The organism is Pseudomonas sp. FW300-N2F2 (genome assembly GCF_017351655.1).
Taxonomy (GTDB): domain Bacteria; phylum Pseudomonadota; class Gammaproteobacteria; order Pseudomonadales; family Pseudomonadaceae; genus Aquipseudomonas; species Aquipseudomonas fluorescens_AA.
The window spans coordinates 883,258-906,901 of sequence record NZ_JACNDQ010000001.1; the positions used below are offsets into that span (position 1 = coordinate 883,258).

24 protein-coding genes are annotated in these 23,644 nt (G+C 60.9%); 15 read left to right on the forward strand and 9 right to left on the reverse strand.

Annotation, left to right across the window (positions count from 1 at the left end):
* Window positions 1–27: 27 nt before the first annotated feature.
* Both J4E63_RS04075 and J4E63_RS04080 read left to right on the forward strand, forming a co-directional pair.
* Entirely contained in the window at window positions 28–1,374 is a 1,347-nt protein-coding gene (locus tag J4E63_RS04075) for a carbohydrate porin (RefSeq protein WP_207281185.1), read from the forward strand.
* A gap of 282 nt (window positions 1,375–1,656) precedes the next feature.
* Window positions 1,657–2,511 carry a D-hexose-6-phosphate mutarotase gene (locus tag J4E63_RS04080; RefSeq protein WP_207281186.1) on the forward strand — a complete coding sequence of 285 codons (855 nt, stop codon included), beginning with the start codon at window positions 1,657–1,659 and terminating at the stop codon, window positions 2,509–2,511.
* Between the two features lie 129 nt (window positions 2,512–2,640).
* Here J4E63_RS04080 and J4E63_RS04085 read toward each other — a convergent pair whose 3' ends face one another.
* Window positions 2,641–3,501, reverse strand: a complete 861-nt coding sequence (locus tag J4E63_RS04085) for a MurR/RpiR family transcriptional regulator (RefSeq protein ID WP_170842276.1) — start codon at window positions 3,499–3,501, stop codon at window positions 2,641–2,643.
* Between the two features lie 196 nt (window positions 3,502–3,697).
* On the opposite strand from J4E63_RS04085, the gene zwf reads away from it, so the two are divergent.
* From zwf to J4E63_RS04100, 3 genes are read left to right on the forward strand one after another with little or no spacing between them, the layout of a single operon-like run.
* On the forward strand, window positions 3,698–5,167 hold the full coding sequence (gene zwf / locus J4E63_RS04090; RefSeq protein WP_192262247.1) for a glucose-6-phosphate dehydrogenase: 1,470 nt from the start codon (window positions 3,698–3,700) through the stop codon (window positions 5,165–5,167).
* Window positions 5,154–5,867: a 6-phosphogluconolactonase gene (gene pgl / locus J4E63_RS04095; protein ID WP_207281187.1), complete on the forward strand. Its 714-nt coding sequence runs from the start codon at window positions 5,154–5,156 to the stop codon at window positions 5,865–5,867. Before zwf ends, pgl begins: the two co-directional genes overlap by 14 nt.
* 17 nt (window positions 5,868–5,884) lie before the next feature.
* Window positions 5,885–6,550: a bifunctional 4-hydroxy-2-oxoglutarate aldolase/2-dehydro-3-deoxy-phosphogluconate aldolase gene (locus J4E63_RS04100; RefSeq protein ID WP_060738863.1), complete on the forward strand. Its 666-nt coding sequence runs from the start codon at window positions 5,885–5,887 to the stop codon at window positions 6,548–6,550.
* Window positions 6,551–6,662: 112 nt separating this feature from the next.
* On the opposite strand, the gene J4E63_RS04105 is transcribed toward J4E63_RS04100, so the two are convergent.
* Together J4E63_RS04105 and J4E63_RS04110 are read right to left on the reverse strand one after the other, a co-directional pair.
* Entirely contained in the window at window positions 6,663–7,850 is a 1,188-nt protein-coding gene (locus tag J4E63_RS04105; RefSeq protein ID WP_207281188.1) for an aminotransferase class V-fold PLP-dependent enzyme, read from the reverse strand.
* 16 nt (window positions 7,851–7,866) lie between these two features.
* Entirely contained in the window at window positions 7,867–8,103 is a 237-nt protein-coding gene (locus J4E63_RS04110; protein WP_060738861.1) for a DUF3820 family protein, read from the reverse strand.
* A gap of 206 nt (window positions 8,104–8,309) precedes the next feature.
* On the opposite strand from J4E63_RS04110, the gene J4E63_RS04115 reads away from it, so the two are divergent.
* From J4E63_RS04115 to J4E63_RS04130, 4 genes are all read left to right on the forward strand, one after another.
* Complete coding sequence (locus J4E63_RS04115) at window positions 8,310–8,777, forward strand: PA2169 family four-helix-bundle protein (protein WP_060738860.1); 468 nt, start codon at window positions 8,310–8,312, stop codon at window positions 8,775–8,777.
* A 279-nt stretch (window positions 8,778–9,056) separates the two neighbouring features.
* Complete coding sequence (locus J4E63_RS04120; RefSeq protein WP_207281189.1) at window positions 9,057–11,057, forward strand: FUSC family protein; 2,001 nt, start codon at window positions 9,057–9,059, stop codon at window positions 11,055–11,057.
* On the forward strand, window positions 11,044–11,250 hold the full coding sequence (locus tag J4E63_RS04125) for a DUF1656 domain-containing protein (protein ID WP_003198565.1): 207 nt from the start codon (window positions 11,044–11,046) through the stop codon (window positions 11,248–11,250). Before J4E63_RS04120 ends, J4E63_RS04125 begins: the two co-directional genes overlap by 14 nt.
* 9 nt (window positions 11,251–11,259) lie before the next feature.
* The gene (locus J4E63_RS04130; RefSeq protein WP_207281190.1) at window positions 11,260–12,123 is read left to right on the forward strand and encodes an HlyD family secretion protein; all 864 of its coding nucleotides are present in this window, start codon (window positions 11,260–11,262) and stop codon (window positions 12,121–12,123) included.
* 108 nt (window positions 12,124–12,231) lie between these two features.
* Here the strand turns inward: J4E63_RS04130 and J4E63_RS04135 are convergent, their stop codons facing one another.
* A complete protein-coding gene (locus J4E63_RS04135) occupies window positions 12,232–12,702 on the reverse strand; it encodes a MaoC family dehydratase (protein ID WP_060738857.1) in 471 nt (156 codons plus the stop codon).
* 40 nt (window positions 12,703–12,742) lie between these two features.
* The gene (locus J4E63_RS04140) at window positions 12,743–13,687 is read right to left on the reverse strand and encodes an alpha/beta hydrolase (protein ID WP_207281191.1); all 945 of its coding nucleotides are present in this window, start codon (window positions 13,685–13,687) and stop codon (window positions 12,743–12,745) included.
* Between the two features lie 224 nt (window positions 13,688–13,911).
* Here J4E63_RS04140 and fadD2 point away from each other — a divergent pair, with 224 nt between their 5' ends.
* Together fadD2 and fadD1 are read left to right on the forward strand one after the other, a co-directional pair.
* Window positions 13,912–15,600 carry a long-chain-fatty-acid--CoA ligase gene (gene fadD2, locus J4E63_RS04145; RefSeq protein ID WP_207281192.1) on the forward strand — a complete coding sequence of 563 codons (1,689 nt, stop codon included), beginning with the start codon at window positions 13,912–13,914 and terminating at the stop codon, window positions 15,598–15,600.
* 365 nt (window positions 15,601–15,965) lie between these two features.
* A complete protein-coding gene (gene fadD1 / locus J4E63_RS04150) occupies window positions 15,966–17,657 on the forward strand; it encodes a long-chain fatty acid--CoA ligase (protein ID WP_207281193.1) in 1,692 nt (563 codons plus the stop codon).
* A gap of 206 nt (window positions 17,658–17,863) precedes the next feature.
* On the opposite strand, the gene J4E63_RS04155 is transcribed toward fadD1, so the two are convergent.
* On the reverse strand, window positions 17,864–18,241 hold the full coding sequence (locus J4E63_RS04155) for a hypothetical protein (RefSeq protein ID WP_060738853.1): 378 nt from the start codon (window positions 18,239–18,241) through the stop codon (window positions 17,864–17,866).
* A gap of 196 nt (window positions 18,242–18,437) precedes the next feature.
* Here J4E63_RS04155 and J4E63_RS04160 point away from each other — a divergent pair, with 196 nt between their 5' ends.
* The 3 genes from J4E63_RS04160 (at window position 18,438) to def (ending at window position 20,289) form a co-directional block, all read left to right on the forward strand.
* The gene (locus J4E63_RS04160) at window positions 18,438–18,629 is read left to right on the forward strand and encodes a CsbD family protein (protein WP_207281194.1); all 192 of its coding nucleotides are present in this window, start codon (window positions 18,438–18,440) and stop codon (window positions 18,627–18,629) included.
* A gap of 173 nt (window positions 18,630–18,802) precedes the next feature.
* Window positions 18,803–19,753, forward strand: a complete 951-nt coding sequence (locus tag J4E63_RS04165; protein ID WP_060738851.1) for a YihY/virulence factor BrkB family protein — start codon at window positions 18,803–18,805, stop codon at window positions 19,751–19,753.
* A complete protein-coding gene (def, locus tag J4E63_RS04170) occupies window positions 19,750–20,289 on the forward strand; it encodes a peptide deformylase (protein ID WP_092329075.1) in 540 nt (179 codons plus the stop codon). Before J4E63_RS04165 ends, def begins: the two co-directional genes overlap by 4 nt.
* Window positions 20,290–20,407: 118 nt before the next feature.
* On the opposite strand, the gene J4E63_RS04175 is transcribed toward def, so the two are convergent.
* The 3 genes from J4E63_RS04175 to J4E63_RS04185 all read right to left on the reverse strand — a co-directional run bounded on the left by J4E63_RS04175 (window position 20,408) and on the right by J4E63_RS04185 (window position 22,866).
* Window positions 20,408–20,830 carry a GNAT family N-acetyltransferase gene (locus tag J4E63_RS04175; protein ID WP_207281195.1) on the reverse strand — a complete coding sequence of 141 codons (423 nt, stop codon included), beginning with the start codon at window positions 20,828–20,830 and terminating at the stop codon, window positions 20,408–20,410.
* 290 nt (window positions 20,831–21,120) lie between these two features.
* The gene (locus J4E63_RS04180; protein ID WP_207281196.1) at window positions 21,121–21,675 is read right to left on the reverse strand and encodes a hypothetical protein; all 555 of its coding nucleotides are present in this window, start codon (window positions 21,673–21,675) and stop codon (window positions 21,121–21,123) included.
* A gap of 159 nt (window positions 21,676–21,834) precedes the next feature.
* Entirely contained in the window at window positions 21,835–22,866 is a 1,032-nt protein-coding gene (locus tag J4E63_RS04185) for a LacI family DNA-binding transcriptional regulator (protein WP_060738847.1), read from the reverse strand.
* Between the two features lie 216 nt (window positions 22,867–23,082).
* On the opposite strand from J4E63_RS04185, the gene J4E63_RS04190 reads away from it, so the two are divergent.
* Window positions 23,083–23,616 carry a gluconokinase gene (locus tag J4E63_RS04190; RefSeq protein ID WP_092203878.1) on the forward strand — a complete coding sequence of 178 codons (534 nt, stop codon included), beginning with the start codon at window positions 23,083–23,085 and terminating at the stop codon, window positions 23,614–23,616.
* The last annotated feature ends 28 nt before the right edge of the window (window positions 23,617–23,644 follow it).

Consider the following 23,644-nt stretch of genomic DNA (forward strand, 5'->3'; position numbering starts at 1 on the left):
ACAATAAATAAAGACGAGGATGTAGGGATGAAAAAGAAAAACAACGCCCAGCTTATCTGCCAGTTGTCAGCCGTTGCGGCGATGATGCTGGCCGGTAGCGCACACGCAGCCGACGCATTCAGCGCCGACTCGAAGTGGATGACGGGCGATTGGGGCGGTGAACGGATCAAGCTGATCGAGCAAGGTATCGATATCAAGGCTGACTTTGTCGGGGAGATGGGTGCCAACCTCCACGGCGGCTACAACGATGACAAGACCGCGCGCTGGTCCCAGCAGTTTGGCCTGGGCGTCGCGCTCGATCTGGAGAAGCTGGCGGGCTGGGGTGATACGGAAGCCAAGATCCAGTTCACCCGGCGTGACGGTCGCAACATCTCCAACGACCGTATCGGTGATCCACGTGCCGGTACCCTCAGTTCTTCCCAGGAAGTCTGGGGTCGTGGGCAAACCACTCGTCTGACCCAGTTGTGGATCAAACAGAAATACTTCGACAGCAAACTGGATGTCAAAGCCGGTTACTTCGGTGAGGGCGAAGACTTCAACACCTTCCCGTGCGAGTTCCAGAACCTGGCGTTCTGCGGTTCACAAGCGGGTAACTGGGCGACCGGCATCTGGTACAACTGGCCGATCATGCAGGCGGCGATTCGCGTCAAGTACAACCTTACGCCTGAGCTCTATGTGCAAATCGGTGCGTACAACCAGAACCCTTCGCAACTGGAAAACAAGAACCGCTACAAGCTCAGCGGCAGCGGTACCAAGGGTACCCTCATTCCCGTCGAGCTGGTCTGGTCACCCAACATCAATAGCCTGCCGGGCGAGTACCGTGTCGGTTACTACAAAAGTACGGCCAAGGCCGATGACGTCCGTGAGGACGACAATGGCAACGACGCCGCGACCACTGGCAACGCCTATCGCAGCCACAGCAGCAAGGACGGCTACTGGTTCGTCGCGCAACAACAACTCACTACCCACAACGGTGATGCTTCGCGCGGCCTGAACATCGCGGCCAACGCCACCTTCCATGACAAGGAAACCAACGTCGTCGACAACTACCAGTCGCTGATGTTCGTGTACAAGGGACCGTTCGATGCACGTCCAAAAGACGATGTCGGCATCGGTTTCTCCCGTATCCATGTCAACGAAGATGTGAAGAAAAACTCTGAACTGGTCAACGCCGCCAATGGCGTCAGCGACTACGATAATCCGCTGTTCGCGCCACTGCGTAGCACTGAGTACAACTACGAGGTCAACTACGGTTTCCACGTGACCAACTGGCTGACCGTGCGTCCGAACCTGCAGTACATCACTCACCCGGGCGGTGTTGATGAAGTCGACAACGCGCTGGTGGCCGGCCTGAAAATTCAGTCGGTGTTCTAACGCTGTTGCGATAAGCTCCTCTCTATGTGCGCATATTTGCGGACGGCCAAGGCTGTCCGCTTTTTTTTGGGAAGCGCGTTGGGGTGCATGGGGAACCTGTGGCGAGGGAGCTTGCTCCCGCTGGGTTGCGAAGCGACCCCAAAGCCATTCACTGCGGTGCTTCAGCCAGATCGCATTTGTCCCGTTTACGACTGCTTCGCAGCCGAGCGGGAGCAAGCTCCCTCGCCACAAAAATAGTGTCGTACTTAGTTGAGTATTGAATGACTTCCAGGACCGCGGCCCATGCATGAGCATCCGCTACAACGCTTTTTCAGATCCTTGCGCGAACGCCCGGTATTCGCGTGGGAGCGCTATCGGCAACGCGATGTGTTGGTGATCGATCATCCGTTGTGCCAGGCGGTGTTCAGTCGCCAGGGCGCGCAGTTGCTGCACTTCCAGCCGCGAGGCCAGAAGCCCTGGTTGTGGTGCGCGGCCAAATGGCCACACGTCGGTGCGATCCGTGGCGGAGTACCGGTGTGCTGGCCGTGGTATGGCCGTCATCCCAGTGAAAACGCCTGGCCGTCCCATGGTTGGGCGCGGTTGATCGATTGGAAGCTGCTCGACAGCCGCAGTGATGAAGACGGTGTGCATCTGCACTGGCAACTGCAATTGTGCGACTGGCAAGTGGACTTGTACGCCGACCTGGGTGAGCGCATGGAACTGCGCTTGAGCACCGAGCACCAGGACAGCCTGCCGTGCCAGTTGAGCCAGGCCTTGCACGCCTATTGGCGTATTGGTGACGTCGGTGAGGTAGCGCTGTCTGGACTTGAAGGTGCCCAGGGTTATGACCAGTTGAGCCGTGCGGTTTGCCAGCAGGAAGGCGAGTTGCGGGTCGAGGGCGGCTGCCAGCGGGTGTTCCAGCATGAGGGTGAATTGCAGCTCAAGGATCACGCCTGGCAGCGCGAATTGTGCATCGACACCGGCGACAGTGCCGACACCGTGGTCTGGCATCCCGGCACGCGGCCGTTGCTGGGGGTGAGTTGGGATGAGGTCAGCGAATTCGTCTGTGTCGAAGCGGCCAGTGGCGGTACCGACAGCCTGTGCCTGGCGCCGGGGGAGCGGGCGCATTTGAGTTTGCAGGCGTGGGTAGGGGCTTGATGCAGGGGGCAGGGTGGTGGGTGAGGCTGCTGGCCCCATCGCGAGCAAGCTCGCTCCCACACAAAACCCATGTGGGAGCGAGCTTGCTCGCGAAGACGGACGATCAGGCGGCGAGGATTCTGGATTGAATCAGTTGAACTCATCCCCCACTGGATACCGACTGGCATTCAGGCTTTCCTTGATCTTGCGCAGATGCGGCTGGAAGTCCACGCCCCGACGCAGGGTCATGCCGGTGGCGAGCACGTCCAGTACGGTGAGTTGGATGATCCGCGAGGTCATCGGCATATAGATGTCAGTGTCTTCGGGCAGGGGGATGTTCAGGCTCAGGGTGCTGGCCTTGGCCAGCGGCGAGCCTTCGGCGGTCAGGCCCAATACCGAGGCGCCGTTTTCCCGGGCGATGCGTGCCACTTCCACCAGCTCGCGGGTGCGGCCGGTGTAGGAAATGATCACGAACAGCTCGCCGGTATGGGCCACCGACGCAATCATGCGCTGCATCAGGACGTCGGCGTGAGCGGTCACTGCCAGGTTGAAGCGGAAAAACTTGTGCTGGGCATCCAGGGCCACCGGGGCGGAGGCGCCGAGGCCGAAGAAGTGGATCTGCCGGGCCTGGATCAGCAGGTCCACGGCGCGACTGATCAAATTGGGATCGAGGGCCTGGCAAGCGCTGTCCAATGAGGCAATGGCACTGCCAAAGATCTTGCGGGTATAGGCTTCCGGGTTGTCATCGGCTTCTACCGCGCGGCTGACATAAGCGGCGCCGCTGGCCAGGCTCTGGGCCAATTGCAGCTTGAGTTCCGGGTAACCGCTGACGCCGAACGAGCGGCAGAAACGGTTGACGGTCGGTTCGCTGACCGAAGCCGCCTGGGCGAGGGCGGCGATGCTGAAGCGGGTCGCCTGCTGCGGGTTGAGCAGGATGATCTCGGCCACCTTGCGTTCGGCCTTGTTCAGGTCTTCAAGGCGACTCTGGATCTGTTCCAGTAAGTTTCGCACGCGGTCCATACAAGATTCCTAGGAAGACGGGTCTTTGATACGACCCTTTGCGGTGGCCTATCCTACTGATGGCTCCGACGGACCACCACTCGGAATCGGTATTTTCGAAAAATGTTGTGGTTATTACTACATTTTTCCTTGAGTGATACCTTGAAAAAAGGTATTTGTAGTTTAACTTGATAAAAGAACAAACATCATGCCTTCGATTACGGTTGAACCGTGCACCTTTGCCTTGTTCGGCGCGTTGGGCGATCTGGCCTTGCGCAAGCTCTTTCCTGCCCTGTACCAGCTCGATGGCGCCCAATTGTTGCACGAGGACACGCGGATCATTGCGCTGGCCCGTGAGCCCGGCGGTGAGCAGCAACACCTGGCATTCATCGCCGCCGAGCTGCGCCGTTATGTTGGCGAAAAAGACCTGGACGAAGCCGTACTCGAGCGCTTCCTGGCACGCTTGACCTACCTGCACGTGGATTTCCTCAAGGCCGACGATTATGTCGCCCTGGCCGAAGCGGCCGGTTCGACCCAGCAGGTCATTGCCTATTTCGCCACCCCGGCGGCGGTGTATGGGGCGATCTGCGAGAACCTGGCGAAGGTCGGCTTGAGCGAAAACACCCGGGTGGTGCTGGAGAAACCCATTGGCTCGGACCTGGAGTCGTCGCGCAAGGTCAACGATGCCGTGGCGCAGTTCTTCCCGGAAAACCGTACCTATCGCATCGACCATTACCTGGGCAAAGAGACGGTGCAGAACCTGATCGCCCTGCGGTTCGCCAACAGCCTGTTCGAAACCCAGTGGAACCAGAACTACATTTCCCACGTGGAAATCACGGTGGCCGAGAAGGTCGGTATCGAAGGCCGCTGGGGCTATTTCGACAAGGCCGGCCAACTGCGGGACATGATCCAGAACCACCTGCTGCAGCTGCTGTGCCTGATCGCCATGGACCCACCGGCGGACTTGTCCGCCGACAGTATCCGTGACGAGAAGGTCAAGGTGCTCAAGGCCCTCGCGCCGATCAGCCCGGAAGGCTTGACCACCCAGGTGGTGCGTGGCCAGTACATCGCCGGCCACAGCGAAGGCAAGGCGGTGCCTGGCTACCTCGAAGAACCGAATTCCAACACCCAGAGCGACACCGAGACGTTCGTCGCCCTGCGCGCCGACATCCGCAACTGGCGTTGGGCCGGGGTACCGTTTTACTTGCGTACCGGCAAGCGCATGCCGCAGAAGCTGTCGCAGATCGTTATCCACTTCAAGGAACCGTCCCACTACATCTTCGCGCCCGAGCAGCGTTTGCAGATCAGCAACAAGCTGATCATCCGCCTGCAACCGGACGAAGGGATTTCCTTGCGGGTGATGACCAAGGAGCAAGGCCTGGACAAGGGCATGCAATTGCGCAGCGGTCCGCTGCAACTCAACTTCTCCGACACCTATCGCAGCGCACGGATTCCCGATGCCTACGAGCGGTTGTTGCTGGAAGTCATGAACGGCAATCAGAACCTGTTTGTCCGTAAAGATGAAATCGAAGCCGCGTGGACGTGGTGTGACCAGTTGATTGCCGGGTGGAAAAAATCCGGCGATGCGCCCAAGCCGTATGCGGCGGGGTCCTGGGGGCCGATGAGCTCCATTGCACTGATCACGCGGGATGGGAGGTCATGGTATGGCGATATCTGAAGTGAAACTGCCCCAGGGCGTCAGCGCCCATGAATTCAAGAACCCGGTGCTGCTGGCCGAAGGCCTGGCGCTGAACGTGGCCGAGCAGTTGCGCAATGCGATCGATGCGCGCGGCACGGCGACCCTGGTGGTGTCCGGTGGCCGCAGTCCGGTGGCGTTTTTCCAGCACTTGGCCAAGCAGGCGCTGGACTGGTCCAAGGTGGTGGTCAGCCTGGCCGATGAGCGCTGGGTGCCGGTTGAACACGCCGACAGCAACGCTGGCTTGCTCAAGCGTTACCTGTTGCAAGGTGCGGCGGCCAAGGCCCAGTTCCTGAGCCTCTACAGCGCCAGCTCTCACCTGGAAGCGGCTGCCGAGCAGGCCGATCGTTTGCTGGCCGAGCTGCCGCCCATCGACGTGCTGGTATTGGGCATGGGCGATGACGGGCACACCGCTTCGCTGTTCCCCGGCAGCCCGAACCTGGCCCAAGCCCTGGACGTCAATGGCGCACGTCGCTGCTGGCCGATGCTGGCACCGACCGTGCCGCACCAGCGCTTGACCATGAGCCGCGCCTTGCTGGCTTCGGCGCAACACAAAGTGCTGTCGATTTCCGGTCAGTCGAAATTGACCACCCTGAACGCTGCGGTGGCAGGTGACGATGTCGCCGAAATGCCGATCCGTGCGTTTTTGCAACCTACGTTAGAGATTTACTGGTGCCCATGAACCAAGGATCAGCCGCTATGACAAACCCATCCCCGACCGTTTCCATGGCGGACAAAGTTGCCCTGATCGACAGCCTCTGCGCCAAGGCGCGGATCCTGCCGGTGATCACCATCGCCCGTGAACAGGACATCCTGCCGCTGGCCGATGCCCTGGCCGCCGGTGGCCTGACGGCGCTGGAAGTGACGTTGCGTTCCCAACACGGTCTCAAGGCCATCCAGGTGCTGCGCGAGCAGCGTCCGGAACTGGTGACCGGCGCCGGCACGGTGCTCGACCGCCACATGCTGGACGCCGCCGAGGCGGCCGGTTCGCAGTTCATCGTCACCCCGGGCATCACCCGTGACCTGCTCGAAGCCAGCGTCTACAGCTCCATCCCCTTGTTGCCGGGCATCAGCAATGCCTCGGGCATCATGGAAGGCTACAGCCTGGGCTATCGCCGCTTCAAACTGTTCCCGGCTGAAGTCAGCGGTGGCGTCGCGGCCATCAAGGCCTTGGGCGGCCCGTTCGGCGAAGTGAAATTCTGCCCGACCGGCGGCGTGAGCCCAGCCAACATCAAGAGCTACATGGCGTTGAAAAACGTGATGTGCGTGGGCGGAAGCTGGATGCTTGATCCGGAGTGGATCAAGAACGGCGACTGGGCCCGCATTCAGGAATGCACCGCCGAAGCCTTGGCGCTGCTGGACTGATTGTTTTACCGAACCTCGTTGGGTGTTCTACGGTTTTACGGTGCGCTTGGTCGGCGCGCCGTTTTTTTTGCCTGGGTTTTTATGCTGGCACAGATTTCCTGTGGCCAGGGATCTAGGTACGGCTCAGATGGATCAGTGCCTGGGTCAACCGCTCGATATCACTCGCCAAGGTAATCAACCCTGGGGTAATGCGGATGCATGGCCCGACGCTGGTAGGGCGCACCACGGTGAAAATCCCATGCTCATCGAGCAGTCGAGCGGCCATCGTCTGTTGATCGGCCTGGGCGGTGAAGCGCATCGCCGTGATACCGCAATAGAGCCGCCGGTCATCCGGGGTCATCACCTCGATGCCCGGCACATCGCGCACGGCATTCACCCACAGGTCGCGCAGGTAGCAGAGGCGCGGGCCTTTGGCCAAGGCGCCGCCCAGGCTCCGGTGTTCTTCGAAGACCAGGGGCAGGGTGAGCAAGGCCGGGATATTGGGCGTGCTGTGGGGTGTGCGCGAGCGGATGTCGGTGGCGGGGTAGTTGTCGTCGTCCATGTCCGGGTCGATGTCGGCCAACCGCTGCGGGGCGATGTACAGGAAACCCTGGGAGAGGGGGCCGCCGATCCACTTCTGCAGGTTGAACCCGGCGAATTCGATCCCGAGCTTCTTCAGGTCGAAATCGATCTGGCCCAGGGCGTGGGCACCGTCGAGGATGATATCGACGGCAAACTCCCGGGCGTTCTCGGCAATGGCCTGGACCGGCATCACCAGCCCGGTCAGGTGGTTGACGTAGGTCAGCGCCATCAGCTTGAGGCGAGGGTAGCGAATGAACGCTTCGCGGTAAGTGCTCACCAGGCTGTCGAAACTGGCGGGGTGCTGGTGGACGAGTTCGATCACCTGCGCGCCACGTTGGCGGGCCAGCCAGCGCATGGCGCTTTTGACCGAAGCATATTCCACGTCACAGATCAGCACTTGATCGCCCGGCTTGAGGCCGTTGTAGTTGCGAATCAAGGTTTGCAGGGCATCCACCGCGCTGTTGGCCAACGTCACGCTCTGGGGAGAGGCGTGGATCAGCCGGGCCACCTGTCGCCGAATGGCTTCGCCGTGTTCCCGGTCGAACTGCTGGCGCACATACACCGAGTTGCCGCGGTTGATGAACTCGATGTTGCGCTGGTATTCCTCCACCACGGTGCGGGACATGCGTCCGAAGTAGCCGTTTTCCAGATTGAGTGGCCCGGCGGGATCGATGTCGTAGCGGTCGACAAAGGTTCGCCAGAAGGCTTCATCGTGGGCGCGCAGCGTGTTCTCGGGCATGGCGGGTCTCAGTCAGTCAATGGCGCGGTTTGGGCAGGCCATGTTTGGCGCGCAGCGGGTCCAGCAGGTCGGACAAACCGTTATGATCGATTTCCTGCATCAATGCCAGCAAACCGCCGAGTTCACCATGGGGGAAACCCTCGCGCGCGAACCAGTTCAGGTATTGACCCGGCAGGTCGGCAAGGATTCGGCCCTTGTACTTACCAAAGGGCATTTGACGCGTAACGAGCAACTCGAGCTTTTCCGGATTCATGGCATTCGTCTTGATTCAAACCTGCCTTGAAAATACAGGCATTCTGCATGCAGGCCAAATGACAGATCATGCAAATAGCGCGGATACAGATTTCAACGTGTTTATTAACTAATTGATTTTTAAGTTGTTTTATTGAGATTAATGGCTGGCATGGCTGATGCAATATCCCTTGCAGGTTTTTTATTCACCAGCAAAGGAACTGAAAAATGACTGACATCAACAAAGAATCCATCTCCGTCTTGAACGACCTGATCGAGACCAGCAAGGATGGCCAGGAAGGGTTCAAGACCTGCGCTGAAGACATCAAGCATCCAGAACTCAAGACGCTGTTCGTCCAGCGCTCCGCTGATTGCGCCACCGCGGCAGCCGAGTTGCAAGCCGCCGTTCGTTCGTTGGGCGGTGATCCGGAAACGTCCACCAGCGTCGCCGGTGACCTGCACCGTCGTTGGGTAGACGTGAAATCCATGTTCACCGGCAAGGACGAAGAAGCGGTACTCAACGAAGCCGAGCGCGGCGAGGACCATGCGCTCAAGGCTTACAAAGAGGCCATCGAGAAGATCAACAAGCACAACCTGGTGGGCATTCGTGACCTGGTTGAGCGTCAGTACCATGGCGTGCAACGAAACCATGACCAGGTCAAGGCTCTGCGTAACCAGGCGCGTGCCCAGAGTTAAACACGCAGCCAACACAAAAAAACGCCAGCCTGCCTGGCGTTTTTTTTGGGCGAAGATTTACCCGTGGCGAGGGAGCTTGCTCCCGCTGGGCTGCGCAGCAGCCCCAAAACGCGGGTCGCTGCGCAACCCAGCAGGAGTAAGCTCCCTCGCCACAAGGCGTTTTTGTTTTATTTCCTGCCAAACAGCTCTGGACTCGAATAGTTAGCTAGCTAATAATTGCGCCGCCCCTCACCCTCTATTGCATCTATCGTTATTGCGTCCCCAGAAGAGTTTTTTCGCGTGCCCATTACCTTCCAGGCCTTGTTCGCCCCCGACCGCCTCGCTGTGCAGTTCGCCATCAAGACCGTGCTTGGCGCCGGGCTGGCGTTATGGCTGGCGTTGCGCTGGGGGTTGGAGCAGCCATCGTGGGCGCTGATGACGGCGATCATCGTCGCCCAGCCACTGTCCGGGATGGTGGTGCAGAAAGGGTTGGCGCGATTGGTCGGCACGTTGGTGGGCACCGTCATGTCGGTGGTGTTCATGGGTCTGTTTGCCCAGGCGCCCTGGTTGTTCCTGCTGGCCTTGGCGCTCTGGCTGGGCCTGTGCACGGCCTGTTCGACGCTGCTGCGCAGTGCCTGGTCGTATTCATTCGTGTTGGCCGGCTACACGGTGGCGATCATTGCCCTGCCGGCCATTTCCCATCCGCTGGGGGTGTTCGACCAAGCGGTGGCGCGCTGCACCGAGATCAGCCTCGGCATCGTCTGTGCCACGGCGGCCAGTGCCTTGCTCTGGCCGTTGCGGGTCGAGCGGCAACTGGCCGGTCAGGCCCTGGCTGCCTGGCAGAGTGGCATGCAGGCAGCCCGTGCGACCCTGGCGGGCGATGCCCAGGCCCGTAAAGGGTTGCTGGAGATTCTGGGCAGGATCGTCGCGGTGGACGCCCAGCGCGAACATGCCTGGTTCGAAGGCAGCCGTGGTCGGCAGCGGGCCCGGGCCATCAGCGGCTTGAGCCAGAAACTGCTGATGCTGCTGCGCATCTCGCGCTCGGTGCGCCGGCAGTGGAAGCAGCTCGACCCCGAGGAAACTGTGGCGCTCCAGCCATGGATGAACGAGGTGCAGCAAGCCCTCGATGCCGACAGTGCGACCCTGCAAGCCTTGCGCCCTCGGGTATGGGATGCATCCCACGACCCGCGGATCAGCGCGGCGCAGAGTTACTGCCTGGCGCGGTTCGCCTTGTTGCTCGATACCGCCCTGGCCGCCTGCGCCGCCTTGACGGCGGTGCAGGAGGGCAGGGAGGCGGCGGATCCACCCCGCACCTTGACGCCCCATCGCGACTTGTCCCTGGCCATGGTCTTCGGCGCGCGTAGCGCCCTGGCATTCCTGGCGGTGGCGTGTTTCTGGCTGGCGACCGCCTGGCCCGCCGCATCGGGTGCGCTGGTACTGACGTGTGTGGTGTGCAGCCTGTTCGCCAGTCGCGAAAACGGCGCGCAGATCGGCATGAGTTTTCTGCGGGGCATCTTTTTGGCCGTGCCGACGGCGTTCGTGATCGGCGAACTCGTGCTACCGCAATGGAGCAGTTTCGCGATGCTGTGCCTGGCCATGGGCGTGCCGTTGTTTTTCGGGGCATTGGGCATGGCCAAGCCGCAGATCTTCGCCACGGCGACGTCGTTCTGCCTGCATTTCGTGGTGTTGATTTCACCGCTCAATGCCATGAAATACGACGTCGCGGCGTTCTTCAACAACGCCCAGGCCATGATGATCGGTGTGGGCGCGGCGGTGCTGGCCTTCAATCTGCTGATTTTGCGCAACCCGGCCTGGCACAGCCGCCGTCTGCTGGCCGCGACCCTTCACGATCTGGTGCGCCTGACCCATCGCCGCCTGCCGGGGGCCGAGAGTTGGTTCGGCGGGCGCATGGCCGACCGGCTGTTGCAGCTCGCCAGGCATTACCCTGAACTGCCGGTGCAGTCGCGCAGCCGTTGGGATGATGGTTTGCTTGGCCTGGACATCGGCGATGAGCTGTTGCATTTGCGCCTGAGCCTGGCCGTCGCCCAAGTGCCCGATACCCGGGCGCAGCGCCGTTATTTCGAAGCGCTGGAGCAGGTGCTCGAACGTGGTCCGGCCGGTGACCAGGCCGATGGGCTGGCCCCGGAGAGCGCCGCATTCCTGAACGTGTTGTCGACCCAGCCGCCCAGCGATGCACTGAAGCTGGCCCAGGGTGCGGTGGTGCAATTGCAAAACAGCTGGCGCGCCTGGTGCAGCCAGCACGAACCAGAACGACGGGAGCACAGCCATGGGCTTGCGTGAGTGGTCGATTGGCGGGGTGTTGCTCAGCCCGTTCCTGATTTATGTGGTGCTGGCGTTGCTGGTGACCGGCGCACTGCGCCTGTTGCTCAGCCTGGTGCCGGCCGGGCGCTGGATCTGGCATGAAGCCTTGTTCGACTGCGCCCTGTATGTCTGTGTCCTGACTGTCATTACCGTGGTCCTCGGGCCGCTATAGGAGTTGAACATGCGTACTTCCGTACGTGTCGCCGTCACGCTGTGCATGGTGGCCGTGGCGATCTTCGCCGGCTTTCACCTGTGGCAGTACTACATGCTCACGCCCTGGACTCGCGATGCGCGGATCCGCGCCGACGTGGTGGTGATCGCACCCGACGTGTCGGGCTGGGTGCGCGAGCTCAAGGCTGTGGATAACCAGCAGGTCAAGGCTGGTGATCTATTGTTGAGCATCGACCGCGAGCGTTTCGAGGCGGCGGTGGAGAAGGCACGGGCCGTGGTCCAGACACGCCAGCAGCAACTGAGTCTGCGCGAACACGAAGCCAGTCGCCGCGCCGCCCTGGGGCCCCAGGCCATCAGTGCCGAACTGCGGGAAAACGCCCAGATCAACGCCGGCATCGCCCGCGGCGAACTGCGCGAAGCCCAGGCCGAGGCCAAGGTCGCCGAGCTCAACCTGGCCCGCAGTCAGGTCCTGGCCCCCCGCAGCGGCCACATCACCAACCTGCGTCTGGCCGAAGGCAACTACGTGAATGCCGGGCAGCCGGTCATGGCGCTGATCGACGACTCGACGTTCTATGTGCAGGCCTATTTCGAAGAAACCAAATTGCCCAGGATTCGTGTGGGCGATCCGGTCAAGATCTGGCTGATGAGTGCCGGCCATGCGCTGGAGGGTCACGTCGAAAGCATCAGCCGCGGCATTACCGACCGCAACACCAACCCTGATGCGCAGTTGCTGGCGGAGGTGGAGCCGACCTTCAACTGGGTGCGCCTGGCCCAGCGGATCCCGGTGCGGATCAAGTTGGACAAGGTGCCGGAGGGCGTGAACCTGAGCGCCGGGATGACGGCGAGCGTGCAGGTGCGCGAAGACCAGCAATAACTTGTGGGAGCGAGCTTGCTCGCGATGGCGGCCTGACATTCTCCATCGAGGTCGGCTGTCCGACCTCATCGCGAGCGAGCTCGCTCCCACAAGGTCACGCAGAAGCTGTTAGCCAATGCTGATCGCCGGCAACGTCGGCAAGGTCACGGTCTGCTGCTTGCGTGGGGCGAGGATTTCCGCTTCGCCGTCCACCACCAGCTCGTCGCGCTGGTTGAACACGCGGGTGGCGATGCGTACGCGAAACTTCGGCATCTTTTCCAGGATCTCCAGGCGCACGGTCAGGGTGTCGCCGATTTTCACCGGTTTCTGGAAGCTCATCTGCTGGCCGATATAGATCGTGCCCGGCCCAGGCAGCTCGCACGCCACCGCCGCGCTGATCAGCGCACCGCTGAACATGCCGTGGGCGATGCGCTCCTTGAACATGCTCGCCGCGGCGAATTCGGCGTCCAGGTGCACCGGGTTGTGATCGCCCGACATCGCCGCGAACAGCTGGATGTCGCGTTCCTCGACGGTTTTGCTGTAGCTGGCGGTCTGGCCGATTTCGAGGGCTTCGTAAGGGGTGTTGGTAACCTGGGTCATCTGTTTCAGATCCTGTGGAATAAAGGAAAACGCTGCAAGCCTACTCGCTGCGTGGCGGCCGCTTGTGGTCCAAGGCCTGGGCAATCCAGGCCAGCACGTCGGCGGTCACTTCATCGCGGTTGGTTTCATTGAACAATTCGTGTCGGGCCTGCGGGTAAATCGTCAGTTGCAGGTGCTGGCTGCCGGCGTCGCGCAGGGCGTCGGCCAGATCCTTCAGACGCTTGCCTTCGCTCACCGGATCACATTCGCCACCGATCACCAGCAAGGGCAGGCCCGGATCGATCTGGGCGAGATTGGACGCTTTGCTGATTTGCTGCAAGCCGCCGAGCAGGTCGACCCACAGTTGATTGGTGCAGCGAAAGCCGCACAGCGGGTCGTGGACGTACTTGTCCACTTCGGCCGGATCGCGACTGAGCCAGTCGAAGGGAGTACGGCTCGGTTTGAATTTCTTGTTGAAACTGCCGAACGACAGCCACTCGATCAAGGCACTGCGCCCCGTCGCACCCTGGCGCCGGCGTTCGAAGCGGGCGATCAGGCGAGCGCTGCGGTAGAGCGCCACCGGCTGGAAATTCGAACCGCTGAGAATCGCCCCGTGCAGGCTGGCGCTGTGATGCAGCAGGTAACCCTGGGCGATGTAGCTGCCCATGCTGTGGCCCAGCAGCAGGATGGGTGTATCCGGGTGCTGCTGGCCGATGTGATGGTTGAGGCTGGCCAAATCACCCACGACCTTGGCCCAGCCATCTTCGTCGGCAAAGTGTCCGAGAGTCGCTCCCTCGCCGGTCTTGCCATGGCCGCGCAGGTCCATCCCATAGACACCGTAGCCTTCGTCGCACAGCGCCTGGGCCAGGCGGGCGTAGCGGCCGCTGTGTTCGGTCATGCCGTGGGCCAGCATGATCACCGCCAACGGCGCGGTTTCGGGCAGCCACTGGTTGACGAACAGGCGGCTATGGTCGGTCGCGGTCAGCCAGAACGTTTGGTGGATCATGGCGATTCCTTTGCACAAAGTCAGACGCAGCGTCGCTGCATTGTATAGCGCATCCGTTGCGTCTCGCCTGATCAGGCCACACCATGGCAAGAAGATTCACACAATCTATGACGCAGGTTGCCATATTTGCCTGATTGGCCATAGCTGCTAGTGTCCCAAGAGCTCCGCCTCTGCAAGCGATACAGACGCGGCCCGGACATGCTCAGGTAAAGAGGACAAAAACAATGCAGCCTGATTTCTGGAATGACAAACGCCCGGCCGGCGTGCCCCTGGACGTCGACCTGGGGACCTACAAGTCGGTGATCGAGGTGTTCGAGCGTTCCTGCAAGAAATTTGCCGACCGTCCGGCGTTCAGCAACATGGGGGTGACCCTCACCTATGCCGAGCTCGAGCGCTACAGCGCGGCGTTCGCCGGTTACCTGCAAACCCATACCGACCTGGCGCCTGGCGATCGTATCGCGGTGCAGATGCCTAACATCCTGCAGTACCCGATCGCCGTGTTTGGTGCCTTGCGCGCCGGGCTGATCGTGGTCAACACCAACCCGCTGTATACCGCGCGGGAAATGCGTCATCAGTTCAAGGACTCCGGTGCCCGGGCGCTGGTGTACCTGAACATGTTCGGGCAGAAAGTCCAGGAGGTGTTGCCCGATACGGACCTGCAGTACCTGATCGAAGCGAAGATGGGCGACCTGATGCCCACCGCCAAGGGCTGGCTGGTCAACACGATGGTGAGCAAGGTCAAGAAAATGGTCCCGGCCTATTCGCTGCCCCAGGCCATTTCCTTCAAGAGCGCCTTGCGCCTGGGACGCGGCCAGGGCATCAAGCCGCTGACCGTCAGCCTCGACGATATTGCGGTATTGCAATACACCGGTGGCACCACCGGGTTGGCGAAGGGCGCGATGCTGACCCACGGCAACCTGGTGGCCAACATGCAACAGGCCCGGGCCTGCCTGGGGCAGCTCGGCGAGGACGGCCAGCCGCTGCTGCGCGAAGGCCAGGAGGTCATGATCGCGCCACTGCCGCTGTACCATATCTATGCGTTCACGGCGAACTGCATGTGCATGATGGTGACCGGCAACCACAACGTGCTGATCACCAACCCACGGGACATCGGCGGCTTCATCAAGGAACTGAAGAACTGGCGTTTCTCGTTGTTGCTGGGGCTCAACACGCTGTTCGTGGCGTTGATGGATCATCCGGATTTCAAGACCCTGGATTTTTCCCACCTCAAGGTCACCAACTCCGGCGGCACCGCGTTGATCAAGGCCACCGCCGAGCGCTGGCAGCAGCTCACCGGTTGCGGCATTACCGAGGGCTATGGCCTGACCGAAACCTCACCGGTGGCGAGTGCCAATCCTTATGGTGGCAAGTCTCGGCTGGGCACAGTGGGGATGCCGGTGCCGGGTACGCTGATGAAAGTGATCAACGACGATGGCGTCGAGCAGCCCCTGGGCGAGCGCGGCGAGCTGTGCATCAAGGGGCCGCAGATCATGAAAGGCTATTGGAACAAGCCCGAGGCCACGGCCGAAGTGCTGGACAGCGAGGGCTGGTTCAAGTCTGGCGATATCGCGGTGATCGACCCGGACGGTTTCGTGCGCATCGTCGACCGCAAGAAGGACATGATCATCGTCTCGGGTTTCAATGTGTACCCCAACGAGATCGAAGACGTGGTGATGGCCCATCCCAAGGTGGCCAACTGCGCGGTGATCGGCGTGCCGGACGAGCGCTCGGGGGAGGCGGTGAAGCTGTTCGTGGTGGCGCGTGAGGCCGGGGTCAGCCTCGAAGAACTCAAGGCCTACTGCAAGGAAAACTTCACCGGCTACAAGATTCCCAAGCACATCGTGTTGCGGGATTCATTGCCGATGACGCCAGTGGGCAAGATCCTGCGGCGGGAGTTGCGGGATATAGCCTGAGGCGCCTGCCTCATGGAAACCCTGTGGGAGCGAGCTTGCTCGCGATAGCGGTAGGTCAGTGACAGAAATGTTGGCTGATACACCGTCATCGCGAGCAAGCTCGCTCCCACCGTTTTTTATGTATTCGAGGTGATTATCCAGAGCTTAGAATTTTTACTCTAAAAATGACCATAAAATATTCATGAGTCATGTTTATGACTGCGGGGGTTGTTTTTGGCTCTAGGCGACCCTTGGCAAAGCTGCTACTCTCGGCGCGCTTTTGTGACTTCTCGGCCTTGATTCAAGCCAGATTCACCAATAAACACACACCAATAATAATCGCATCAAATGCGGTGAGAATTCGCGTTGCTGAGGAGTGGGCTTCCATGATCGAAGACTTTTGGAAGGATAAGTACCCAGCTGGGATTGCTGCCGACATCAATCCAGACGAGTATCCGAATATTCAGGCGGTGTTGAAGCAGTCCTGCCAACGCTTTGCCAACAAGCCGGCATTCAGCAACCTCGGCAAGACGATCACCTACGGTGAGCTCTACGAGTTGTCCGGGGCGTTTGCCGCGTACCTGCAACAGCATACCGATTTACAGCCGGGCGATCGAATCGCCGTGCAGCTGCCCAACGTTCTCCAGTACCCGGTGGCTGTGTTCGGTGCGATCCGTGCCGGGCTGATCGTGGTCAACACCAACCCGTTGTACACCGCGCGGGAAATGGAACACCAGTTCAACGACTCCGGTGCCAAGGCCCTGGTGTGCCTGGCGAACATGGCGCACCTGGCCGAAACCGTGGTACCGAAGACGGGCGTCAAGCACGTCATCGTCACCGAAGTCGCCGACCTGCTGCCGCCGCTCAAGCGCCTGTTGATCAACAGCGTGATCAAGTACGTCAAGAAGATGGTCCCGGCTTATCACTTGCCCAAGGCCGTCAAGTTCAACGACGTGCTGAGCAAAGGCCACGGCCAGCCGGTGAACGAAGCCAACCCCACCAGCGACGACGTGGCTGTGCTGCAATACACCGGCGGCACCACCGGCGTGGCCAAGGGCGCGATGCTCAGCCACCGCAACCTGGTGGCCAACATGCTGCAGTGCAAGGCGCTGATGGGCTCCAACCTCAATGAGGGTTGCGAGGTGCTGATCACGCCACTGCCGCTGTACCACATCTATGCCTTCACCTTTCATTGCATGGCGATGATGCTGATCGGCAACCACAATATCCTGATCAGCAACCCGCGCGACCTCTCGGCGATGGTCAAGGAACTGTCGAAGTGGAAGTTCAGCGGTTTCGTCGGCCTCAATACGCTGTTCGTGGCCCTGTGCAACAACGAAGCCTTCCGCAAGCTGAACTTCTCGGCACTGAAAGTCACCCTGTCCGGTGGCATGGCCCTGCAACTGGCCGCGGCCGAGCGCTGGAAAGCGGTGACCGGTTGCCCGATCTGCGAAGGTTATGGCATGACCGAAACCAGCCCGGTGGCCACCGTCAACCCGATCCAGAACATCCAGATCGGTACCATCGGCATTCCCGTGCCGTCGACGCTGTGCAAGGTGATCAATGACGCGGGCGTCGAGCAGCCATTGGGCGAAATCGGCGAGTTGTGCGTGAAAGGTCCGCAGGTGATGAAGGGCTACTGGCAGCGTCAGGAAGCCACCGACGAGATCCTCGACAGCGAAGGCTGGCTCAAGACCGGTGACATTGCGCTGATCCAGCCGGACGGCTACATGCGCATCGTCGATCGCAAGAAGGACATGATCCTGATCTCCGGTTTCAACGTGTACCCCAACGAACTGGAAGATGTGCTGGCAACCCTGCCGGGCGTGCTGCAATGCGCGGCCATCGGCGTACCGGACGAAAAATCCGGCGAGGCGATCAAGATTTTCATCGTCGCACGGCCGGGTGTGACGTTGACCAAGGAACAGGTGATGGAACACATGCGTGCCAACGTCACCGGCTACAAGGTGCCCAAGGCCGTGGAATTCCGCGATGCCTTGCCGACCACCAACGTGGGCAAGATCCTGCGCCGCGAGTTGCGGGATGAAGAACTCAGGAAGCTGGGGTTGAAGAAGTAAGACCGTTGCCAACAAAAAGCCCCGCTGATGCGGGGCTTTTTGTTGGGCGATGACCTGAAGCGAGGCCGCTTGTGTGGCGAGGGAGCTTGCTCCCGCTGGGCTGCGCAGCAGCCCCCTGCGATTCTACTGACACACCGCAAGGGCCGCTGCGCGTCCAGCGGGAGCAAGCTCCCTCGCCACAGGGAACCGGTGCTTCTCGGGTCCGGTTACAACCGGAACTGCGCAAAATCCAGGTTGGTGCCACCCGGCCGCATGTCCTGCAGGTAGGCGTCCTTGTCGGCGCTCAGCTCCAGGCTCAGGGCGGCCTTGCGTTTGCCCTGGTTGCGCACTTCCAGGCCTTCCATTTTTTCCCGCAGGAACACGGTCGGCACCTTCAAGTGCAGCAGCTCATCGGTGGCCGGCGTGTGCAACAGCAGGTGGATCCATTCGTACTGACCGATGGCCAGGCGCGCCACCGGGATATCGAACCAGAAAATGTTGCGGTTACGGTTCAATTCGCTGAAATGGCAGTTGTTGACGCCCAGTACGGCGCCGCCCAGTTCCTGGTTCCTGCGGGCGATGGCCTGCTTTTTATCGAGTTTCATAACGTTCCTACGGGGTTGGAGCTTCAAGCCACAGCCTGAATACGTGGGGCATTCTCGGGGGTTGATCGACAAACATAAAGTGCAACCTGCATTCGACGATGAAATGTGCCGCTGAAAAAAATGAAACTCCCGGCAAACGGCCCCGGTCAACCCTTATGTAATGACTTTTCGTACCGTTGTTCACAGGAGAGACATCATGGGTAGCACGAGCGATAAAGTGAAGGGCGTTGCCAACGAAGCCGTCGGCAACATCAAGCAAGGCGTCGGCAAGGCCACCGACAATGACCGCATGCGCGCCGAGGGCGTGGTCCAGGAGAAAAAAGGCGAGGCCCAACAAGCCGTGGGCAAGGCCAAGGATGCGCTCAAGAAAGGCGTCGACAAGGCATAACCCGCCTGTAGTAAAACGATTGGAACGGTCATCTGCGGGTGGCCGTTTTCATGTCGGCTCGAACTTGCGCCGGGGAAATTGTTCCAAAGTCGCCAAACAGGTTACTTTGTCTTGGATAACAACCCCATGAGTCGCCAGGCGACCTTCCTTTTTTGCGGCGAAAGGAGACGCACATGATGTTTCCGGCCTTGAAAGGCTTACCTTTGCATCGTGTGATGATGCGTACCGTGACCGAGTTCGTCGACGACGAGATGTCGACCTACGCCTCGGCACTGGCCTACCAGATGCTGTTTTCGCTGTTCCCCTTCATTCTCTTCCTGATTGCCCTGATCGGTTTCCTGCACCTGCCGGACTTCTTCTCCTGGCTGCGCCTGCAATCGGAACTGGTGCTGCCGCCCCAGGCCCTGGAGCAGGTCAACCCGGTGATCGACCAGCTTCAGCAATCCAAGGGTGGCTTGTTGTCAGTGGGTATCGTCATTGCCTTGTGGACCGCTTCGGCGGGCGTGCGGCTGATGATGAGCGCGATGAACGCCGCCTACGACGTGGTGGAGGGCCGTCCGGCCTGGAAGCGCTTCCCGCTGTCGATTTTCTACACGGTCGGCATCGCCGGCATGCTGCTGGCCGCTGCGGCGCTGATGGTGCTCGGGCCGCAGGTGATGGGCTGGATTGCGGCCCAAGTCGGCCTGGAAGAGTTCATCGTCACGCTCTGGACGATCGTGCGCTGGCCGGTGATCGTGTTCTTGCTGATGGTGGCCGTGGCACTGATCTATTACGTGATGCCCGACGTCAAGCAGGAGTTTCGCTTCATCACGCCGGGGTCGGTGCTGGCGGTGGTGGTGTGGATCATCGCTTCCCTGGGCTTCGCGTTTTACGTCAAGACCTTTGCCAACTACAACGCCATGTATGGCAGCATCGGCGCGATCATTGTGTTGTTGCTGTATTTCTATATTTCTTCGGCGGTGCTGTTGCTCGGCGCGGAAATGAATGCAGTGATCGAGCACATGTCCACCGAGGGCAAGAACCCGGGTGAAAAGAGCGCGGGCGAGCACGAAAAACAGCATGTGTCGGGCCTGGGGCGCGACCATTCCATCCCTCAAACCCACCCTGACGAAGCCCGACCATGATCCGTGAAATCCTGAAAATGGGCGACGAACGCCTGCTGCGCATCGCCCCGCCGGTGCCCGCCGAAATGTTCGACAGCCCGGAATTGTGGCAATTGATCGACGACATGTTCCAGACCATGGAAAGTGTCGGCGGCGTCGGCCTGGCGGCGCCGCAGATCGGCATCGACCTGCAACTGGTGATCTTCGGCTTCGAGCACAGCGAGCGTTACCCCGACGCCGAGGCGGTGCCCCAGACCATCCTGATCAACCCACTGATCACCCCTCTGGGCCCGCAGATGGAAGAGGGCTTCGAAGGTTGCCTGTCGGTGCCGGGCCTGCGCGGTGCGGTCGAGCGCTACCAACACATCCGCTATGAAGGCTTCGATCCCAAGGGCGAGCCGATCGTGCGTTACGCGTCGGGCTTTCATGCGCGGGTGGTGCAGCATGAATGCGATCATCTGATCGGGCGCTTGTACCCGTCGCGCATCACTGATTTCAGCAAGTTCGGCTTTACCGAAGTGATGTTCCCGGACCTGGACCCGGCTGCAGACGACTGATCATTCACCGCAGCATCCTGTGGGAGCGAGCTTGCTCGCGATTGCAGTGTGTCAGCTGGCATTGATGCAACAGACCTGACGCTATCGCGAGCAAGCTCGCTCCCACATTGGATCTGTGTCAGGAAGGGCACGGCGGCTCCCACCCCATCGCAATCATCGGCTTGCTACGGGCATACCGGCTCAGGCGTTCGGCCATCGCATAGGGCAGTTCAGGGTCGAAGCTGAAACCACGCCGCTCATAAAAGCCGCGCAAGTCCGGGTGACAGAACAGCCACACCGGCTTGTCCACCCCATTCACCGCTTCAGCGATCAATCGCGCGGCTATGCCCTGGACGCGGTACGCCGGGTCGACGAACAACCCCGTCAACCAATGCCCGCCCGACACTGGCCGCAAGCACAGGGCGGCGACGATCTCATTGCGCCGTGCCACCCACAGCTGCGCGTCACGCACCGCTTTCATCGAGGATTGGTGGGCGCGGTAAAACTTGTTCATCAGCGGCCAAAGCGATGCTTCGAGCGCTGCGTAATGGATTTCGGACATGGCTGGGTCGTGGCGCAGAAGGGGGAGGCGATTATAAAAGAACGCGAGTGCGGCGATAGGTGTATACCTGACTTCACATCCCGTATGACTGGAGTACGTATCATGGCCAAAGGCATGGATTCAAAAAAAGCGGCAAAGAAAAAACCGGCGAAGACTGCCGATGAAAAGCGCGCCGACAAGAAAACCAAGAAGGTGAACCTGTTCGGTCATTGAACCGGTACCGCCTTGGCGGGCCTCAGGTTGAGCTGGGGCGGTCACCCCAGCTCAAATGCTCTGGCCTGTACCGAGGCTCAAAGCGAGGCGAGAAACATGTCCGTGGCCGCGGCTTTGTCGCCCGTGCGGCTCTCCTGGGCCTTTTCCACTTGGGCTATCGCTGACTTGTCCTGCATGCGCTGGGCAATCTCCTGGCTGACCGCCATCTGCTTCTCGGGCGGCATCGCCCCGAACTCTTCCTCGGTAATACCCATCTCTTCGAGAATGCTGTCGCGCAGGCGCTCTTCGGGCGTCTTGCTCATGTAGTCCTTGAACTCCGCCGTGGCGGAGCCGCCGAGCGTCGTGGTCTCTTCAGGCATTGACGAAGCCACGGTCTGCAATTGCACGCGCGTCTTGGCGAACGCCTCATCCACCTTGTCGCTGATGGCGGTGGCGGCATTGACCTGTTGCGTGGCTCGTTGGGTGAAGGAATCCTGGACCTGGGCACTGCCCTGGCTGGCCTGGGCCTGGACGTTATCGCGCAACGCCTGCAACGCGGCGCTTTGCAGGCCGCTGGCGGCTTCGGCGGTGGGATCCTCGCCCGGGCGTTTGAGTGGCAAGACCATCGCTTGCTGTTTTGCACTGACCAACATGATGAACACCTGTAGGTAATGGCTGAGCGATGGGCAGGAGCAATTCCCATGCCGCCTTCGCAAGGCCCGTATTCCAAGGGGTGTGGACAAGCGCGCGGCGAGGGGAGCGGCCAACCCTTGCCGTCGGACGGCATGGATCGACCGCTTGAGCGGGGCGCCTCAGGTGCTTTCGCGAACCTTGAGCTCGAAACCCAGGTCTACCACCGGCTGCGCGATGCGGTTGCCGGCCATCAGTGTCAGCATCTGTTCGGCGGCGCGGCGACCGATGGCTTCCCGTGGGGTGCTGATGCTGCTCAGGCGCGGCACCATATGGGCCGAGGCGGGCAGGTCGTTGAAGCCCAGCACCGAGACCTGCTCGGGGATCTTGATGCCGCAGCGCAGTGCTTCGAACAGGGCGCCGTGGGCCAGGTCGTCGTTGCCGAAGAAGATCGCATCGACGTCCGGGTGGCTGCCGAGCAATTGCAGGAACAATTCCCCGCCCAGGCCCACCGAGGATGGGCGCGGGGTCAGCAGCTCCAGGTCCGGGTCATACAAACCGGCTTGCTGCAGGGCGCGGCGAAAGCCTTCACCGCGCAGCAGGGTGCGCTGGTCCAGTTGCGCGCCGATGTAGGCCAGGCGCTTACGGCCCTTGGAAATCAAGTGCTCGGCCGCCGTTTCGCCAGCCTTGAGCTGGGAAAAACCGACGCAATTGAGCCCGGCGCCGGGGTCCAGTTCCATCATGTACACGCACGGGATATTGCTGGCCTCGATCATGCGGCGGGCGCTTTCGGTGCGGTCGAAACCGGTCAGCAGCAAACCCCTTGGCTGATAGGCCATGTAGTTGCGCAACAGGTCTTCTTCCTCGTCCCGGGAGTAGTGGTAGTTGCCGATCACCACTTCGAAGCCCTTGGGCCGCAGCACCCGATGGATGGCTTCCAGGGTGTCGATGAACAACAGGTTGGACAACGACGGTACCAGCACCACCACCGAATGGCTCTGGGCCGAAGCCAGGGCGCGGGCGGCGGGATTGACGACGTAGTTGAGTTCCACGGCGGCCTGGCGGACTTTTTCCACCAGTTCCGAGGCGACGGTGCTGACGCCACGCAGGGCACGGGAGGCGGTGATAGGGCTGACACCGGCCAGGCGTGCGACTTCGTTGAGCGTGGGGCGACCGGTGGTGCGAGTATTCTTATCGTTTTTAGGGACGGTCATCAGGGCGGCTTGCCAAACAAAAATCAAGGTACTAAGGTAGCGCTGTCTCGACGCCGCTGCAAATGCGTGAGCGGGGGTTGCCTGATCCCTCGTCCGTGGGTGTCGTGAACGAACATGCTGCAACCACAAAAATGACAAGAAGGCGTCGGCAACTTCTGCTTTTGCTGCGGTGTCATAACTGGCAAAGGTAGCGCTGTCTGCGCGCTGAGGTGTTACATGAACAATCCCATCTCCGCCCTGGTCATCATGGGCGTTGCCGGTTGCGGCAAAACGTGCGTCAGCCAGGCCCTGTGCCAGTTGAGCGGCGCCACCGCCATCGAAGGCGACACGTTCCACCCCGCGGCCAACATCCAGAAGATGAGCGCCGGTATACCCTTGAACGACGACGACCGCGCCGGCTGGCTCGACAGCCTGTGCGACGAGTTGCGCCGTGTCGACGCCACGGGCGAGCGTCCGGTGCTGACCTGCTCGGCCCTCAAGCACAGTTATCGTGAGCGTCTGCGCAGCGCCTTGCCCGGCCTGGGTTTCGTATTCCTTGAATTGACCCCTGAAGTGGCCGCTGACCGCGTTTCCCATCGTCCCGGCCATTTCATGCCGTCGACCCTGATCGACAGCCAGTTCGCCACCCTTGAATCCCCTGTCGGCGAGCCCCTGACCCTGGCTCTGGACGCGTCCAGCCACAGCGTTGACGAACTGGCACAGCAGGCTTACGTCTGGTGGTTGGCCCACGGTTTGAAGCTGGCTAGCTGAGTTTCAAAAAATTTGCGTCAGAAAGATA

What these genes read in the sequence shown, in the direction of transcription:
- J4E63_RS04075 (WP_207281185.1), top strand. Translation starts at nt 28, where the DNA reads ATGAAAAAGAAAAACAACGCCCAGCTTATCTGCCAGTTGTCAGCCGTT.
- J4E63_RS04080 (WP_207281186.1), top strand. Translation starts at nt 1,657, where the DNA reads ATGCATGAGCATCCGCTACAACGCTTTTTCAGATCCTTGCGCGAACGC.
- zwf (WP_192262247.1), top strand. Translation starts at nt 3,698, where the DNA reads ATGCCTTCGATTACGGTTGAACCGTGCACCTTTGCCTTGTTCGGCGCG.
- pgl (WP_207281187.1), top strand. Translation starts at nt 5,154, where the DNA reads ATGGCGATATCTGAAGTGAAACTGCCCCAGGGCGTCAGCGCCCATGAA.
- J4E63_RS04100 (WP_060738863.1), top strand. Translation starts at nt 5,885, where the DNA reads ATGACAAACCCATCCCCGACCGTTTCCATGGCGGACAAAGTTGCCCTG.
- J4E63_RS04105 (WP_207281188.1), bottom strand. Translation starts at nt 7,850, where the DNA reads ATGCCCGAGAACACGCTGCGCGCCCACGATGAAGCCTTCTGGCGAACC.
- J4E63_RS04110 (WP_060738861.1), bottom strand. Translation starts at nt 8,103, where the DNA reads ATGAATCCGGAAAAGCTCGAGTTGCTCGTTACGCGTCAAATGCCCTTT.
- J4E63_RS04115 (WP_060738860.1), top strand. Translation starts at nt 8,310, where the DNA reads ATGACTGACATCAACAAAGAATCCATCTCCGTCTTGAACGACCTGATC.
- J4E63_RS04125 (WP_003198565.1), top strand. Translation starts at nt 11,044, where the DNA reads ATGGGCTTGCGTGAGTGGTCGATTGGCGGGGTGTTGCTCAGCCCGTTC.
- J4E63_RS04130 (WP_207281190.1), top strand. Translation starts at nt 11,260, where the DNA reads ATGCGTACTTCCGTACGTGTCGCCGTCACGCTGTGCATGGTGGCCGTG.
- J4E63_RS04135 (WP_060738857.1), bottom strand. Translation starts at nt 12,702, where the DNA reads ATGACCCAGGTTACCAACACCCCTTACGAAGCCCTCGAAATCGGCCAG.
- J4E63_RS04140 (WP_207281191.1), bottom strand. Translation starts at nt 13,687, where the DNA reads ATGATCCACCAAACGTTCTGGCTGACCGCGACCGACCATAGCCGCCTG.
- fadD2 (WP_207281192.1), top strand. Translation starts at nt 13,912, where the DNA reads ATGCAGCCTGATTTCTGGAATGACAAACGCCCGGCCGGCGTGCCCCTG.
- fadD1 (WP_207281193.1), top strand. Translation starts at nt 15,966, where the DNA reads ATGATCGAAGACTTTTGGAAGGATAAGTACCCAGCTGGGATTGCTGCC.
- J4E63_RS04155 (WP_060738853.1), bottom strand. Translation starts at nt 18,241, where the DNA reads ATGAAACTCGATAAAAAGCAGGCCATCGCCCGCAGGAACCAGGAACTG.
- J4E63_RS04160 (WP_207281194.1), top strand. Translation starts at nt 18,438, where the DNA reads ATGGGTAGCACGAGCGATAAAGTGAAGGGCGTTGCCAACGAAGCCGTC.
- J4E63_RS04165 (WP_060738851.1), top strand. Translation starts at nt 18,803, where the DNA reads ATGATGTTTCCGGCCTTGAAAGGCTTACCTTTGCATCGTGTGATGATG.
- def (WP_092329075.1), top strand. Translation starts at nt 19,750, where the DNA reads ATGATCCGTGAAATCCTGAAAATGGGCGACGAACGCCTGCTGCGCATC.
- J4E63_RS04175 (WP_207281195.1), bottom strand. Translation starts at nt 20,830, where the DNA reads ATGTCCGAAATCCATTACGCAGCGCTCGAAGCATCGCTTTGGCCGCTG.
- J4E63_RS04180 (WP_207281196.1), bottom strand. Translation starts at nt 21,675, where the DNA reads ATGTTGGTCAGTGCAAAACAGCAAGCGATGGTCTTGCCACTCAAACGC.
- J4E63_RS04185 (WP_060738847.1), bottom strand. Translation starts at nt 22,866, where the DNA reads ATGACCGTCCCTAAAAACGATAAGAATACTCGCACCACCGGTCGCCCC.
- J4E63_RS04190 (WP_092203878.1), top strand. Translation starts at nt 23,083, where the DNA reads ATGAACAATCCCATCTCCGCCCTGGTCATCATGGGCGTTGCCGGTTGC.